The sequence below is a fragment of the Paenarthrobacter sp. NPDC090517 genome (assembly GCF_044769165.1).
Taxonomy (GTDB): domain Bacteria; phylum Actinomycetota; class Actinomycetes; order Actinomycetales; family Micrococcaceae; genus Arthrobacter.
Genome location: NZ_JBIVXN010000002.1, coordinates 444,930 through 460,242, shown reverse-complemented (window position 1 = coordinate 460,242; position 15,313 = coordinate 444,930). Strand labels below are relative to the sequence as shown.

Below are 15,313 nucleotides of genomic sequence, written 5' to 3'. Positions count from 1 at the left end.
ACCTGTCGGCAGGTCCGCGGACGGAGATAGGGGGCCGAATGGACGGAAGGTCCGGCGTGCCAGTTAGGCCTTGGCCGCACCTGTCATGATGGCGACGGCGTCGGTCATGGTGTGGGACTGCGGGGTGATGGTCGCCGCGCATTTGCCTAGTCGCTGAATGTGGATGCGGTCTGCGACGTCGAACACGTGAGGCATGTTGTGGCTGATCAGGATGACCGGCAGCCCTCGGTCACGGAGGTCCCGAACCAGCTGGAGCACCTGGTTGGATTCACGTACGCCCAAAGCGGCTGTCGGTTCGTCGAGAACCACCACCTTGGAGCCGAAGGCCGCTGCGCGGGCCACTGCGACGGCTTGACGCTGGCCGCCGGAAAGATTCTCGACCGGTACAGTGACGTCCTGCAGGGTGGAGATGCCCAGCCGGGTCAACTCTTCTTTGGCCTTCTTGCGCATGCCCTTGGTGTCGAGTATCCGGAACAAACTCCCCAACGGTCCGGGGAGGCGCTCTTCCCGGCCCAGGAACAGGTTCGAAGCGACATCGAGGGCCGGTGAAACGGCAAGGTTTTGGTACACGGTTTCGATGCCGTGGACGCGTGCGTCCTGTGGCCGTTTGAAGTGCACCTGCTGTCCGGATACGAACAGTTCGCCGGTATCCGGAACTTCGGCGCCGGTGAGGCATTTGATGAGCGTGGACTTACCAGCGCCGTTGTCGCCGATAACGGCCAGAACTTCGCCAGGGTAGAGGTCCAGGCTGACGCCGTCGAGACCGACGACCCGGCCGAAGGTTTTGACGAGGTTCCTGGCTTTAAGGATGGGCTCGCGGGTTTCGGTGCGGCGGGCTTCAAAGTCTGTGGTGGTCATGACTTGACCTTTCGGATCCATTGATCGACGGACACGGCGATGATGATCAGGATGCCTACGGCGAGTGTCTGATAGAGCACGTCCAGGCCGGCGAGGGACAGGCCGTTGCGGAAGACACCAACGATCAACGCTCCAAGCAGCGAACCCCAGATCGAGCCGCGGCCGCCGAAGAGGCTGGTGCCGCCAATCACGACGGCTGTGATGGAGTCCAGGTTCAAGTCGACGCCGGCATTAGGGCTTGCGGCGTTGGTACGCCCGATCTGGATCCACGCGCCGATGGCGAGGACCGCACCGGCGGCAAGGTAGACGCTCATCAGGACCCGGTTGACGGGAATGCCGGCCAGGCGGGCGGCTTCCTTGTCATCGCCGACCGCGTAGACGTGCCGTCCCCAAGCGGTCTTGCCCAGAATGAAGGCCACAGCCACGTAGAGGAGGAGCATCATGACCACGCCGGTGGAGATCCGGACGGGGCCGATCGGGAATGTGCTTCCCAGCCAAGTGAGCATGTCCGGCATCGCGGAGCCACGCACGGTGCTTCCGCCGGAGTAAAGCAGCGTCAGAGCGATGAAAATGTTCAACGTTCCCAGCGTGACGATGAACGGTGGGAGGCGGAACCTTGTCACAAGGAACCCGTTCAGTGCCCCGGATCCCAGCCCGACCGCGAGACCGGCCAGCAGCGCGATGGGCCCAGGAATGCCGTTGCTGACCGCTAGCTGGGCGATCACCATTGAGGACAGGATCATGACCGCGCCTACGGAGAGGTCAATTCCGGCGGTCAGGATGATCAGCGTCTGGGCGATGGCCAGGGTACCTACCACGGCAACCTGTTGAGTAATCAAGGACAGGTTCTCAACGCGCAGGAAACGGTCGTTGAGGAGCCCAAAGACCACCACGGCGATCAGCAGAACAATGGCCGGGCTGAGGGCCGGGTATCGGTGAAGGATGTTGCGGATTCTGCTGAGGGGGGTCTGGCGGTCGAGGAATTCCTCGGCCAAGTCAGCATGCCCGGCGCTCGGAGGGCCGGCGGTCTGTTGCTGGGTCACTTTAGGTTGCTCCTGAACTTCCATGTTCTGTAACTGCTGGTACGCGGGGAGACGCTATTTGCTCGTCTCCCCGCGTTCTGTGAGGTTTCTACTTGCCCCAGCAGACCTGGGATGCCTCGGTAGTGGTGATGCTCTTCACGCCGTCGGCCGGCTTGTCAGTGACGAGTTCCACGCCCGTGTTGAAGAAGTCCAGGCCCTCAGAGTTGGCAGGCTTTTTGCCGGTCTTTGCCAGCTCAACGATGGCCTTGACGCCCATCTCGGCCATTTTGACCGGGTACTGCTGAGCCGTTGCGCCGATCACACCGGACTTGACGTTGTTTACGCCTGTGCAGCCGCCGTCAACGGAGACGATCAGGACATCCTTTTCCTTGCCGGCGGACTTCAAAGCCTCGAAGGCACCTGCGGCAGCAGGTTCATTGATTGTGTAGACAACGTTGACATTGGGGTTCTTGGCCAGCAAGGTCTCCATTGCGGTACGTCCACCGTCTTCGGCTCCCTGGGAAGCCTGGCTGCCGACGATTTCGTATTCGCCACCCTTGCCGCCGGTGTACGTTCCCGTCTTGGCTTCGTCGCCGTTCTTCTTCTTATCCGCGGTGTCGATTCCCAGGCCCGTCAGGAAGCCCTGATCGCGGTTGTAGTCGACGGAGACCACCTTGTCGTCAAAGAGGTCAATGAGGGCGATGACGGCCTTCTTGCCTGCCAGTTGCTGAGCGGTCCACTTGCCAATGAGCTCTCCGGCATTGAAATTGTCGGTGGCGAACGTGATGTCAGCGGCATCGGCCGGGTCCGGCGGCGTGTCCAGCGCAATGACGAACAACCCCGCATCCTTGGCCTTCTTCAGGGCGTCCACCACGGAGGGGCCGTTGGGGGTGATCAGAATGCCCTTGTCACCCTTGGAGATTGCATTCTCAATGGCTTGGATCTGGGTGTCCTCGTCACCGTCTACCTTGCCGGCTGCGAGCTTTAGGTCGACGCCGTCCGTCTCGGCGGCCTTCTTGGCGCCATCCTGCATGGATACGAAGAACGGGTTGGAGGTGGTCTTTACGATCAACGAAACACCGATCTTCTCATCGGCGCCTCCGCTGGATGCAGGGGTGGAGCTGCCTCCGCAGGCTGTCAGGCTAAGTGCGCCGAGCGTCAGGACTGCACCGGCGGCGAGAAAGCGGGTCCGGGCGGACCGCGTGACTTTGGAACTCAACATTGAAACTCCTGTTTTTGTGGCTGTTGGCGGCGCATGTTCTGCGGCTGACAACGTTGTCAGGTAACATGTAAGCAAGCTCACACGGTAGAGTCAAGTATTAAATCGAGGTGAGGAGCAGCAAGTTGACAACGATGTCTAATCGTTACCAGTCCGACTCCGGACGCAAGCGCCCGACGATGAAGAATGTGGCCGATCTCGCGGGGGTTGGGATCAAGACGGTTTCCAGAGTGGTGAACGACGAGCCGGGGGTCTCCGAGGCCACCCGTCAACGGGTGTTGCGGGCGACGGAACAGCTGCAGTATCAACTGGACATCACAGCGGGCAGCCTCAAGCGTTCCGGACGCAAGACCCAGTCCATCGGCCTGCTGCTCCCGAGCGTGTCCAACCCGTTCAGCGGCGAGATTCACAGGGCCATGGAAGATGCCTTGGCTGTGCGCGGAATTGCCGTCTTCGCTGCAAGCCTGGATGACGATCCTGATCGGGAGAGGAAGCTGATCTCAGCTTTCTTGGGCCGTCGGGTAGACGGGCTTGTGCTGACTACCATCGCCAAGAGCCAGGCTTACATGATCCCGGAGCACTCCCGCGATCTGCCGCTGGTATTCATCGACCGCGAGCCTGTAGGCATTGAGGCCGACGCGGTAGTTACTGACAATGAAGTTGGCGCGGCAAAGGCTGCGGCCCATCTCATCCAGCATGGACATACCCGGCTGGCTTACCTTGGCGACCGAACGGATATCCAGACCGCCGGAAAGCGTCGGGCAGGATTCCTCGACGGCGTCGGACAAGCAGGCATTTCCACCTCCGGCGTCGCTGTTCGGGAGAACCTGCATGATGAAGAAACCGCATTTCGGGCGGCTCGCGAACTGCTCACCTCAGAGAACCCGCCGACGGCGATTTTCTCCAGTCAGAACTTGGTGACGTTTGGTGCCATGCGGGCATTGAAAGCCCTTGGGCTGCATCACAAGATTGCCCTCATTGGATTTGATGATTTCACCCTGGCCGACATGATGGACCCCGGGATCACCGTGATCGCCCAACACCCTGAACGCATCGGCAAGCTTGCAGCTGAGCGGATCCTTGCAAGGATCGATGGTGACCAGAGCCCGGCCCAAACATATGTCATCCCCACGGAGCTCATACAGCGAGGCTCCGGTGAAATCCGCATCCCGGGCTAATACGAACAGATGAAAGAACAAACCGAAACCTACCGAGCAAAGGACCGGCCATGACCAAGACACTGTATGCAGAGTTCACCGTCAAGGAAGGCAGTGAAAGCCGCGTCGCGGAGATGATGGCAACGCTTACGGAGCACGTCCGTAAAGAACCGGGAAACGTGACGTTCCTGCCCTACACGCGTGAAACCAATCCGCGGGAGTACTTCGTCTTCGAGGTCTACCGTGACGAACAAGCCTTTCAGGATCACATCGGCGCCGATTACGGCCGGGAGTTCAACGCCGAACTTGCCGATCACATCGAAGGTGATGGTTCTGTCCTGACTTGGCTGAAGCCACTGGTTTAGCTGCAAATGCAAGGGAAGGCGGCCGGCGAAAGCCGGCCGCCTTCCTTGCTGTGCGTGGTGCTTTACTTCTTTCCGGGAAGGAACATTGATCCTTCCATGGGGGTCACGGTGAGCGACTTTAGCTGCGCTGTCCCACCTTCCGCGAAGAGCGCCATCTTGTCCGCTCCGGCATTGGGAAATACTTGATCTGTGATGGTCCGGAGACCGTCGCCGGAGAATACTTCCACCGATGAGCGGTCTACATAAACCCGCAGGGTGACATTGCCCTTGTTGTCCAGGGTGATAGGGGCGTCCTCAACGGAGGCGAAGGCCGGGTGGAAAGTGGTGTCTCCCGAGTTTGTTCGGTCAACGAAGACTTTTCCGGTGGTGGAGTCGTAGCCGATGACGGTGGAGGAGGTGCCGTCGCCCAGTACGGTGATTCCCGACTTTTTCGCCGTGCCTGGTGCGAAGGTGATGTCCACGCGCTGGACCTGACCTGAAGCAGCCGCGGGCAGCGGGGTTGTTCCGGCCATGATGGCGCCGCCCTTCTTGTCCGCGTAGCTGGGCTTTGTTGCAAGCTTGTCCACTTGCTTGACCACATTTTGGGCCAGGCGTGGTCCGTCGGGTGTTTGAGTCAACTGCACCTCCCGGGGCAGTGACATGGCGCTGCGCCAAGGGTTGGTGGGTATGTTGTTGGCGTAGTCCCAGTTGTTCATCCAGCCGAGCATGACCCGCTTGTTGTCGGGCATGTTCGAAAAGGAAACGGCCGCGTAATAGTCGCGTCCATAGTCAAGCCAGTCATAGGACTCCAGCCGGGACTTCGCTGCGGTGGAGCTGGCTGTGAACTCGTCCGCGAGTATGTGCCCCCACCCGAATCTGTTGTTATCCACAACCTTGATTTGCGCCTGCTGGCCCACGAATTCCTTGACATCCCATGAAGCCCAATCCAGGGTTTCACTGTCGTTGCCGGTGGCGGTACGAACCACTTGTCCGTTGACCACCAGGTTCACTGTTTCTTCATCGGATCTGGGAACAGCGGCAGCGTCGGTGAGCATGACGTGGTCAAGGGTCAGATGGCCCCAGCCGCCGGTTGCTTCGTCAACGATCCGCAGCTGTGCGTTCTGTCCTGCGAACTCCGAAACGTCCCAGCCCTTCCAGTTCAGCAGCCCCGCGTTATCGCCCGCCAGGGAGCGGACCACATTGCCGTTGACCAGTAGCTGGACGGCCAGGGTCTGCCCGGAGTCAGCAGTACGATAACCGCCTCCAACCAGCATGGACATGAAGTCCTTTGTGATGGGGAATTCGGGGGAGGTCAGGGTGCCTTGGCGGTCATCGCCGGGCACGGCACCGGTTTCGAACGTGTTGATTCGCTTTGCGCCAATGTAGTAGTCCCCGCCACTGGTGGCCGGTTGGAAATTGGGGGTCAGGTCTCCTGTGCCGGTCCAGTCGGCGTCGGCCAGCGTTGTGCCTTCGGGAATCTCGAAGCCAGCAAACTTCAGTTCTCCTGGAGGCGGGGTGTTGTCCAACTTGTCGGAGACGCGGGGGTGCTTGCCGCCGCCGATCAGGAAGTTCAGGTAGTCGTCGGTCACGGTGAAGGTTGGTGACTGCATGGAACCCATCGGCCAGTCGCCGTCGTTGAACGAGTTGACCAGTCCTGTTCCGCCGAATCCAGTCACCGGACTCTGGCGGGGGAGGGAACCAGCGGCGGGAGCGTCGCCAAACGGTCCGTTCTTCCAGTTGCCTGGTTCGTTGTTCAAGGTCCATCCGTTGTAGGTTCCGTCGTTGAAGCCTGCCAGGACAGTTCCGGCAGGTACCTCGGCCACTGGTTTGGTGGTTTCGGAGGTGAAGGTGGTGCCGTCGAAGTTACCCACGAAGTACTGTCCAGCCGAGCCTCCGGCCACTCCGCCGGGATTGATGTTGACCACCATGACCCACTTGATATTGTCCTGATCCCCATCCACAGCGAGTGGGAACAGATCAGGGCATTCCCACTGGCCGCCGGTCGCGTTGGCGGGTCCGAATTCGCTCAGGGCAGTCCAGTCCTTGAGATTGTCGGACTTGTGGAGAAGAACCTTGTGATCCTGCGATTCGACCGTCGTCATGACCCAGTAACCACCGCCGGCCGGGTTGCCGTACCAGAAGACCTTCGGGTCCCGGAAGTTGGCTGAATTGCGATTCAGCACAGGATTTCCTGAGTACTTGGTCCAGGTCTGTCCATCGTCCAGACTGTAAGCCAGGGACTGGGCCTGCAGCCCCCGGTGCGGGGAGGGTTCCTTGTAAGCGCTGGTATAAATGGCCACAAGCGCGGGGTTTTCCTTCGTGCCGAAGCCCGTGGTGTTGTCCTTATCAACCACAATGCTGCCGGAGAAGACATCTTCCTGCGCATCAGTGGACAGGGCAAGAGGCTCCTCCTCCCAGTGCACCAAGTCCTTCGACGTCGCATGACCCCAAGACATGTTCCCCCACGTGTTGCCGGAGGGATTGTGCTGGTAGAACAGGTGATAAACGCCCTTGTGGAAAACCATCCCGTTGGGATCATTCATCCAATTCTTTGCTGGCGTGTAGTGGTAAGCAGGTCGAAACTGCTCACTGCCTACTTCCGGTGCCGCAGAAGCCGGCGCCATGCCGGCCATGATGCCCGAAAGCGTCAGGCCCGCCAGCGTCAACGCAGACGTCGCCGCCCGCATCCTACTCATAGTGGATCTCGTCATTGTTCTCCTCGTTCGCCCTTCATCGCGCGTGCCCATCCCCAAGTAGACAACGTTGTCAACGAGTGAAAAGCTACGATAAGTCCATCGGACAAGTCAACGGTTTTTCCGAGTGGTTGTCAGTCGATTCTTTAAGACTCAACAGAGGGACATCGTTGTCAGAGCCTTCGGCAGAAGGGTCCTGACGTGTTCGGTGACGTGGGTTGAGTGAACGACCTACCTGTCGAAGAACACGGGAGTTCTCCGTGAGGGAGAATCAGATTCCCGCTGTAGCGTGGTGTTCCTTTCGCTCTTTGCCACGGAGGACCAGAAGGAAGGGCATGGCCGCGTTCAGCGAGCGTCAGCCGGAGTTCAAGCACCGGTAGATCCCCGGGATTCGGGCCCGGCGCGGATAGACTCAGGGCACTTACGAATGGGGAGAGAACATGTCAACGGAGATCGTTCAAACCGAGCAAGCTGACACGTCCGTGCAGCCGGTCAACCGGCAAGCCATTGTGGCCGCCGCCATGGCAGCGCTTGCCCTTGTGGGGCTGTTCTTCGCGGGCATGGCGGTCATCGCAGTCTTCGTCGTGGGGGCTGGCCATGTGGCCTTGAACCAGATACAACAACGCGGTGAACGGGGACGGGCCTTCGCCATCGGAGCCTTGGTTGTGGGCTACGGCATCGGTCTCCTTTCCTTGGGCTCAGCGCTGATCTTCGCTGTTACTTCCGCAACCCAGTAGGGGCAGCGCACTTTCCATCCCTCGTCACGATCCCGGTGATTGTGCCTCCTAATTAGGAGACGCAAACACGACGACGAGGAAATCAATGGCTGCGCAATTCTGCGATAACGATGACTGCCTGGACAGCTGGCACTGGACGGACTTTGCGGACACACCCGAAGGCTGCCGGGAGGCTGGGAACGAGAAGAACGGTGAAGGGGTTGTCGGGTCATTCTTCGCGGCGTAGGCTCCTTCGGGCCAGCGCCGGATCGAGGAGTCGCTCATGGGACAGCTAATAGTCCAGGATTTTGTTACCGCTGACGGATACGCCGCCGACACCAACAACGAGTTCAAAGCCTACGAACTGCTGGAAGGCGGAACGGCCGGGTTTGACCGTGCACAACTCGAATGGCTCGGCGGCGTGGAAGCGATGGTTCTGGGGGCCAACACCTACAGGTACTTCGCTGAATACTGGCCTACTCCCGCCTCCGTGGGCGAGATCATTGCACCCGCACTCAATGGCCTGAGGCGCCACGTGTTTTCACGCCACCTGAAGGAGGCCCCTTGGGGCGACTTCCCGCCGTCGACCGTTGAATCCGGCGACGCGATCCAGGCGATCCGACGCATCAAACGGGAGTGCGCAAAGGACATCGTTCTCTGGGGGAGCCTGTCGCTCGGCGAGACATTCTTCGCTGCGGGAGAAGTGGATGCGGTCCGGCTTGTGGTGATGCCGGTGGGCCAAGGATCCGGCAGGGGTGTGTTCCCGGCGGGACATGACCCTGCCCTATTGAAGCTGGTGGACGTGAACAGCTATGACCAAGGCTTGGTGGAGCTCAGCTACACAGTCCGGAAACGGTCCTAGACCGAGGCATCCGCTGGAATCAAAGCAGCGTCGAAGAACGCCCGCTCCAGCCGCACCGCTTCAGCGAAGGTGGCGGCTACGCGCTCGCGTGCAGCGCCGTCGGCAGGCTCGACGGCGTCGAATTCGGCGCGTAGCCACGTCACCCATGCGTTGTACTCCGGGTTGTTGTGGAGGCGGATCCACTCGGCATGCTTTGCGTGGGCAGGCCATTCACTGGTGTCCCCGGCGCGGGCAGCCCAGTCTCCGTAGAGCCACTCGGCAACCAACAGCACGGCCAAGACTTCCGGGTAGGAGCGGGTAGCGAGGGCGCTGCGCATCAGGTTGTCGAAATCCCGGGTGGCAGATCCCAGCGCGGGTGCGGTTCTATCCGCCTCGGGGACGTCGAGTTCATTGAAGCAATCCTGGAAGTACGTATTCTCGTCCGAAGCGAAAGCCCCGAGAACCCGGGCAAACACCAGCCGCGAAGGCAGCGAAGGTGCCGATGCGACAGCTTGGCCCAGGAGGGCGGTGAAGGCATCGCAGAACTGGTAATCCTGGACGAGGTAGCCACGCAGGTTCTCATCGGGAAGGGACCCGTCCAGCAGTTGGTCCACGAACGGATGGTTGACGGCGGCGTCCCAGTCCTCGGCGTTCCGGTTTCTGAGTTCAATGGCAAAGCCCACGGTCTTTCCTCCTGAAGTGTCGGCATTCGGAGCCTAGCAGTGTGCAACGCTGCAGGCGTGGGCGTTACGCTCTGGTGCCGCTACCGGTGCCAGCGTAGGCTCGGGCCATGACGAACGAGCGCGCATCGAAGACGATCGTGGTTGGCTATGACGGATCCGAAGAATCACACCGCGCCGTCCAATGGGCCGCCAAGCACGCGATCCTGCGGGACTGTTCCCTCCACGTTGTGCACTGTTCCTTGTGGGTTCTGCTGTCCCACAACAGGGGTCCCGTTCCCGGTGTTGCCGATAGCGGTTTGGAACGGGCCGCCCAAAAGGTCCTTGAAGAGGGGCTGGCGCTCGCCAAGGAAACCGTCCCCGAACTGGAAGTCCAGACCACGTTGTTGCATGGGATGCCACGCGATCACCTGGCCCACGTCTCATTGGGTGCGGAGATGTTGGTACTCGGAAGCCGGGGACTTGGCGGGTTCATGGGCTTGCTGGTGGGCTCCGTGAGCTTGGAGATGGCAGCAACCGCAGAGTGCCCGGTGGCAGTGATCCGCGCAGATGACCACCCGGAGGGTCCAGTGCTGCTTGCAGTTGATGACTCCGGATCCCCGGCAGCCCTCGACGACGCTTGTCTTTTCGCGGCAGCAACGGGTGCCGACCTCATGATTGTCCACGTGCTGCACGAACCGGAGGGGTACCGACGGTTGCGCGAGCCCGTGGAAGCTTACCCGGACGCTGAAGCGATGCTTGACGCTGTGCTGAGCCGGGCCCGCCACAAAGCACCCGGAGTCACAGTGGCCGGCGAGTTGCTGGTTGATGCTTCTTTCTCCCGGGCCGTGGTCAAGGCTTCTCAAGGGGCGCGCCTCACGGTGGTGGGGACCAAAGGCCATGGCCTGGTCAAAGGCACCATAGGCTCCACGGCGCATGCCGTGCTTCACCACGCCCACAGTCCAGTGCTGGTTTCACGTCGCAAGGCAACGTCCGAGGCCACGTAGCCATTTTCGGAGGTCCTCGCAGGGACTCCCTTCGGCGACGGTCCGGATCTATGGTGGAATCCATGGACAATCGGGCGGAAGTACGCGAATTTTTGATCTCCCGGCGGGCCCACGTGGCCCCGGAGCAGGTTGGGTTGCCCACAGGATCAAACCGGCGGGTCAAAGGGCTGCGTCGCAGTGAAGTGGCCACCCTTGCCGGGTTGAGCGTGGAGTATTACACCCGCTTGGAGCGTGGGGCCATCAGCGGCGCTTCACCACAAGTACTGGAGAGCATCGCCCGAGCGCTGAACTTGGATGACGCTGAACGGGCACATCTGTTTGATCTCGCCCATGCGGCCAGCCCCGTTGCCCGGCCCCCACGGCGTAGGAATTCGAAATCCTATGTTCCCCACGAGAGCCTGCAGTGGGCGCTGGATGCTGTCACGGCCGGACCCGCTTTTGTCCGGAATGGCCGCATGGACCTGTTGGCCGTGAACCCCTTGGCCCGGGCGTTTTATAAGGACTGTTACGACATGCCGGGGCAGGCCCCCAACATCGCCAAATTCACGTTTCTGGACGATCGCGCCTTGGAGTTCTACCCGGATTGGGACGCCTTTGCGGAGGTGACCGTTTCAATCCTTCGCACCGAGGCTGGACGCGACCCGCACAACAAGGAACTGCACGATCTCATTGGTGAACTGAGCACCCGCAGCGACGAGTTCCGCACACGCTGGGGAGCGCACAACGTCCGGCATCACGGAACGGGCTTCAAGACGTTCAATCATCCGATCGTGGGCGAGATGACTCTCGCATACGAGGGCCTGGAAATGGCCGCCGAACCCGGATTGACCCTGACCATCTACGCGGCGGAACCCGGGTCGCCGTCGGCCGAGCGCCTTCAGTTGCTGTCCTCCTGGGCAGCCAGCGAATACGGACAGGGCGTCCAGCCTGCGTCGGAAAAGACACGGACGGACAGCTGACTGCAGGTCAGCTTACGACGGCAGTGCTGCCGCCCGCCCTGGCGCCGACAGCGGACGGTCAGCGGCCGACTTCCACACGAACTTCCTTGCCTTCGAAGCGCGCAAGCTCTTCCGGAGTCGCGTTGTAGCGGCCCAAATGGATGGTCTGGTCCGAGAATTCGATGCCCGAGGCGTTGTAGTAAAAACCGAGGTTTTCCCACGGCACGAAGTAGATGAGGTCGCCGTCCTCGGGGTCAGACCCGGGCGACCCTTCATAGTGGAGAGGCCGAGGCAGGTCCGCGATCTTCTCCCGGCCAGCGAACTCTTCCATGGTGACGGTGAGCGGCAGCATGCCCAGAAAGTCCCGGGTAGCGGGGTTGTCCTCACCGATGGTCACGTCCAACGACGCCGAGGCGGTGCTGAAGCGGACCACCGTACCTACGACGCTGCCTGCAGCGGGGCTGGATGTCTCCGTGGGACTGGATGTCTCGCTGGCCGACGTCGGGGTGGCTTCGCCGGCGGGAGACGGGCTGCAGCCAACGAGTGCCAACACCAGCAGCAGTATTCCGGTGCGGCGCTTCATGGCCGGGCACGTTCCTTACCATCCTTGAGCATCAACATTGTGAGCGGCACGAAGTAGAGCGCCGCAATGCCTGTTCCCACCAGCACAGGTCCCGTGGCTCCAAGCGCCGACTCCAAGGCGTAACCGGCGATCCACGATCCCGCGGCCGTACCGAGGTTGAACGCCGAGGTGCTGAGCGCCGACGCAAGGGTGGGCGCGTGACCGGCATAGCCAACGGCCTTGCCGATCAGGATCGGATTGGTGGCCATCCCGAAGAGTCCCAGCAGGAAGATCAGGACCACTGTCACCACGGCATAGTGGGAGAACAAAGAGAGAGCGCCCAACACCAGGAACGTCATTCCCGCCGAGATGAACAGTGCCGGATAGGGTTGGTGTGCGCCGAAGTGACCTCCAAGATTGGAGCCCATGAAAGCTCCCACGCCGTACGCCACCAGAACCAACGGCACCACGGAAGCGGCCAGGCCCGTGTTCTCAGTAAGCAGCGGAGAGATGAAGCTGTAGGCAGCCAAGGACGATCCGCACACGATCGCGCAACCCGCCAGGACAAGCCAGACTCTTACGTCACGCATGCTGGCAAGCTCGGCCCGAACGGACGGAATGGGCCCGGATTCCGGGGTGGCCGGGACCAGCCGGTACACCACAACGGCCGCCGCCAGCGCAAGAACAGCCAACGCCCAGAAAGGGCCACGCCAGCCGATCACTTGGCCTGCGAAGGCGCCCAGCGGCACACCGACCACGTTGGCGAGCATGCCGCCTCCCAAGACAACGCCCAGCGCCCGGGACGCTGAAGCCGGACCTGCGGCTTTTGCACCCACGACGGCGGCTACCGCCCAGAAAGCGCCAGTCGCCAGGGCCGTTACGAAACGGGCCATCAGAATCAGCGTGAAGTCGGAAGTAAGTGCAACAACCACATGCCCCACAGCGAACACAGCCAACGCGAGGCTGAGCGTCAGGCGGCGCGGCAGCTTAAGGGTCAGGATGGACATTGTGGGGGTGCCGACAATCATGCCCCCCGCAAAGACCGTGATCATGAGGCCAGCACTTGCCACGGACACCCCAAGATCGCCCGCAATCTCCGGCAGAATCCCCGCCACAATGAACTCGGTGGTTCCCATGAGGAACACTCCGGCCGCCAGAACGTAGGTCACCAGTGGCAAACGCCGTTTCTTGGTGGAGGAAATGGTTGTGGTCATGACTTCAGAACATCAGGTTTAGAGAGTGTTAGGGAGACCCGCTTGAGGGAGGTCCTCCGAGGGACTCCCTCACATGGTGGTCCGAAAGGGCGGCGCTAAAAGGTCATTGGGCTCTCTCCTTGTAATCACTGACGCTATATTGTCGGTGCCTGCTGCCAGAGTTAGGGCATGGAACGGATTGGGGATAAGCAGGCGGGCGCGGTGGTGGCGGATGCGCTTGTTGCTGCCTCGTCTCACGGACTGCCGCCCCGGGTCCCTGCGCCGCCCGGCGCGGTTCCGGCCGGCTCTGTGTGTGGGGACTTGATCGAGCAGTTGCGGGTGTTGGAGGAGATGAAGTCGGCCACTACGGCGTTGCAGGCGCGGGTTGCTGTGGCTTTTGATCTTGCCCAGCGCGCGGAGCAGGCCGAGGCGGGTGTTCCTTTGTCGGAGCGGGGGCAGGGGGTGGGTGCTCAGGTGGCGTTGGCGAGGCGGGAGTCACCGAATCGGGGGTCCCGGTTGCTGGGTTTGGCGACGGCCCTTGTGATGGAGATGCCGCGGACGTTGGCTGCTTTGAAGGCGGGGCAGTTGAATGAGTGGCGGGCCACGCTTTTGGTGAAGGAGACGGCGTGTTTGTCTGTTGAGGACCGGTGCGCGGTGGATGAGGAGCTTGCCGCCGATACCGGGACTTTTGATGGTGCAGGGGATAAGGCGATCGTTGCGGCGGTGAAGGCTGCGGCGTATCGGCGTGATCCGCGGTCGGTGGCGGGGCGTGCCAGCCGTGCGGCCGCTGAGCGGATGGTGAGCCTGCGTCCGGCGCCGGACACGATGACGTACCTGACCGCGTTGCTGCCGGTGGCCCAGGGGGTGGCTGTTTACGCAGCTCTGTGCCGCGCGGCTGATTCGGCCCGTTCCAGCGGTGACGCGGTGTCTGGTGTTGTCCGGACCCGGGGTCAGGTCATGGCCGACACCCTGGTTGAACGCGTCACCGGCGCACCCGGCGGGATTTCGGGGATCAACCTGGACCTCGTCATGACCGACCGCACCCTCTTCCAAGGCGACAGCGAACCAGCACGGCTCAAGGGCTACGGAATCGTCCCGGCCGAATGGGCAAGGGAACTTCTCGGACCAGGGAAAGCCAGCCAGATCACGCGAGAACGGCGGGTACAGAGCTCTCTGTCTGGCTTCGGCGGCTCTACACCGCGCCGGCCAGTGGCGAGCTGTTGAGCATGGACTCCAAAGCCCGGCTCTTCCCGACGAGGCTTCGGCGTTTCATCGAAACCCGCGACGATACCTGCCGCACGCCGTACTGCGATGCGCCCATCCGGCATATTGACCATGTGCTTCCGTGGCGTTCCGGAGGGACAACACACCTCACCAACGGTGCAGGGCTGTGCGAGGCGTGCAACCACACCAAGGAAAACCCCGGCTGGGCCAGCAAAACCGTACATGCCGACGTGCACGGGGGGACGCACACCCTGGAAATCAGCACCCCCACCGGACACAGCTATCAATCAAAAGCCCCACCCCTGCCCGGACACCGCCCTCCAGAACGTAGAAAGCTCATCTAGCGTCTATTCTTCGGTGAAATCTCCGGCGTCCCTGCGGAAGGTGCCCAGTACGCGGATGAGGTGATCGACGTCGTCGGGCCCGAAGCCTGACTTGCCGAAGACCTCTGCGTTGAGGGCCGCCGTCGCTTTTTTAGCGAGGGTGCGTCCCTCTGCGGTGAGCTCGATCAGGGTAGTGCGCCCATCGGTTGGATGAGGTGAACGCGCCACCAAGGCGGCTTTCTCCAGGCGGTCGACGGCGTTGGTCACCGACGTTGGGTGGACCTGCAGGAGCGCGCTGGCTTTGTTCATGGGCAGCGCACCGCTGCGGGCGAAGCTCAGCAACGCCAACAGTTCATAGCGCGCGAACGTCAGCCCGAACGGCTTGAGCACCGTTTCGATGCGCGCCAGGAGGATCTGCTGCGTGCGCATGATGGCGGTGATGGCAGCCATGGGCGCAGCGACGTCGCCCCAACCATGCCGTTCCCAGTTTCGTTGGGCATCGGCAATGGGGTCGCGGGGGAGTGGCGTGCCCATGGGCCTCCTTCGTTGCTTGCTTG

General features: G+C 61.7%; 14 protein-coding genes and 1 pseudogene. 7 read left to right on the top strand and 8 right to left on the bottom strand.

The window, feature by feature from the left end; genetic code table 11:
- Nucleotides 1–63: 63 nt before the first annotated feature.
- The 3 genes from ACIQTW_RS10905 to ACIQTW_RS10895 all read right to left on the bottom strand — a co-directional run bounded on the left by ACIQTW_RS10905 (nt 64) and on the right by ACIQTW_RS10895 (nt 3,102).
- Complete coding sequence (locus ACIQTW_RS10905) at nt 64–858, bottom strand: ATP-binding cassette domain-containing protein (protein WP_402936817.1); 795 nt, start codon at nt 856–858, stop codon at nt 64–66.
- Nucleotides 855–1,901, bottom strand: coding sequence for an ABC transporter permease (locus ACIQTW_RS10900; RefSeq protein WP_402936816.1), 1,047 nt, complete (start codon nt 1,899–1,901; stop codon nt 855–857). The genes ACIQTW_RS10905 and ACIQTW_RS10900 overlap by 4 nt, the downstream gene beginning before the upstream one ends.
- Nucleotides 1,902–1,989: 88 nt before the next feature.
- On the bottom strand, nt 1,990–3,102 hold the full coding sequence (locus ACIQTW_RS10895) for a substrate-binding domain-containing protein (RefSeq protein ID WP_402936815.1): 1,113 nt from the start codon (nt 3,100–3,102) through the stop codon (nt 1,990–1,992).
- 176 nt (nt 3,103–3,278) lie between these two features.
- Between ACIQTW_RS10895 and ACIQTW_RS10890 the strand changes: the two genes are divergently transcribed.
- On the top strand, nt 3,279–4,277 hold the full coding sequence (locus ACIQTW_RS10890; RefSeq protein ID WP_402936973.1) for a LacI family DNA-binding transcriptional regulator: 999 nt from the start codon (nt 3,279–3,281) through the stop codon (nt 4,275–4,277).
- A gap of 50 nt (nt 4,278–4,327) precedes the next feature.
- Nucleotides 4,328–4,621 carry a putative quinol monooxygenase gene (locus tag ACIQTW_RS10885; RefSeq protein WP_402936814.1) on the top strand — a complete coding sequence of 98 codons (294 nt, stop codon included), beginning with the start codon at nt 4,328–4,330 and terminating at the stop codon, nt 4,619–4,621.
- Nucleotides 4,622–4,683: 62 nt separating this feature from the next.
- Here the strand turns inward: ACIQTW_RS10885 and ACIQTW_RS10880 are convergent, their stop codons facing one another.
- Entirely contained in the window at nt 4,684–7,311 is a 2,628-nt protein-coding gene (locus ACIQTW_RS10880; RefSeq protein WP_402936813.1) for a GH32 C-terminal domain-containing protein, read from the bottom strand.
- Nucleotides 7,312–7,733: 422 nt separating this feature from the next.
- Between ACIQTW_RS10880 and ACIQTW_RS10875 the strand changes: the two genes are divergently transcribed.
- Nucleotides 7,734–8,030 (top strand): DUF4190 domain-containing protein, encoded by a 297-nt coding sequence (locus ACIQTW_RS10875; protein ID WP_402936812.1) that lies wholly within the window; start codon nt 7,734–7,736, stop codon nt 8,028–8,030.
- A gap of 262 nt (nt 8,031–8,292) precedes the next feature.
- The gene (locus ACIQTW_RS10870) at nt 8,293–8,871 is read left to right on the top strand and encodes a dihydrofolate reductase family protein (RefSeq protein ID WP_402936811.1); all 579 of its coding nucleotides are present in this window, start codon (nt 8,293–8,295) and stop codon (nt 8,869–8,871) included.
- On the opposite strand, the gene ACIQTW_RS10865 is transcribed toward ACIQTW_RS10870, so the two are convergent.
- Nucleotides 8,868–9,533, bottom strand: coding sequence for a TenA family protein (locus tag ACIQTW_RS10865; protein ID WP_402936810.1), 666 nt, complete (start codon nt 9,531–9,533; stop codon nt 8,868–8,870). The two genes, ACIQTW_RS10870 and ACIQTW_RS10865, sit on opposite strands and share 4 nt — an antisense overlap.
- Before the next feature lie 107 nt (nt 9,534–9,640).
- Between ACIQTW_RS10865 and ACIQTW_RS10860 the strand changes: the two genes are divergently transcribed.
- A complete protein-coding gene (locus ACIQTW_RS10860) occupies nt 9,641–10,516 on the top strand; it encodes a universal stress protein (RefSeq protein ID WP_402936809.1) in 876 nt (291 codons plus the stop codon).
- Between the two features lie 62 nt (nt 10,517–10,578).
- Nucleotides 10,579–11,475, top strand: a complete 897-nt coding sequence (locus ACIQTW_RS10855) for a helix-turn-helix transcriptional regulator (protein ID WP_402936808.1) — start codon at nt 10,579–10,581, stop codon at nt 11,473–11,475.
- Nucleotides 11,476–11,533: 58 nt separating this feature from the next.
- Here ACIQTW_RS10855 and ACIQTW_RS10850 read toward each other — a convergent pair whose 3' ends face one another.
- Nucleotides 11,534–12,037 carry a cyclophilin-like fold protein gene (locus tag ACIQTW_RS10850; RefSeq protein ID WP_402936807.1) on the bottom strand — a complete coding sequence of 168 codons (504 nt, stop codon included), beginning with the start codon at nt 12,035–12,037 and terminating at the stop codon, nt 11,534–11,536.
- Nucleotides 12,034–13,230 (bottom strand): MFS transporter, encoded by a 1,197-nt coding sequence (locus tag ACIQTW_RS10845; RefSeq protein ID WP_402936806.1) that lies wholly within the window; start codon nt 13,228–13,230, stop codon nt 12,034–12,036. The genes ACIQTW_RS10850 and ACIQTW_RS10845 overlap by 4 nt, the downstream gene beginning before the upstream one ends.
- A gap of 330 nt (nt 13,231–13,560) precedes the next feature.
- Here ACIQTW_RS10845 and ACIQTW_RS10840 point away from each other — a divergent pair.
- A pseudogene (locus ACIQTW_RS10840) lies at nt 13,561–14,777 on the top strand (HNH endonuclease).
- Nucleotides 14,778–14,780: 3 nt separating this feature from the next.
- Here ACIQTW_RS10840 and ACIQTW_RS10835 read toward each other — a convergent pair.
- Complete coding sequence (locus ACIQTW_RS10835) at nt 14,781–15,290, bottom strand: MarR family winged helix-turn-helix transcriptional regulator (RefSeq protein WP_024819327.1); 510 nt, start codon at nt 15,288–15,290, stop codon at nt 14,781–14,783.
- Between the last annotated feature and the right edge of the window lie 23 nt (nt 15,291–15,313).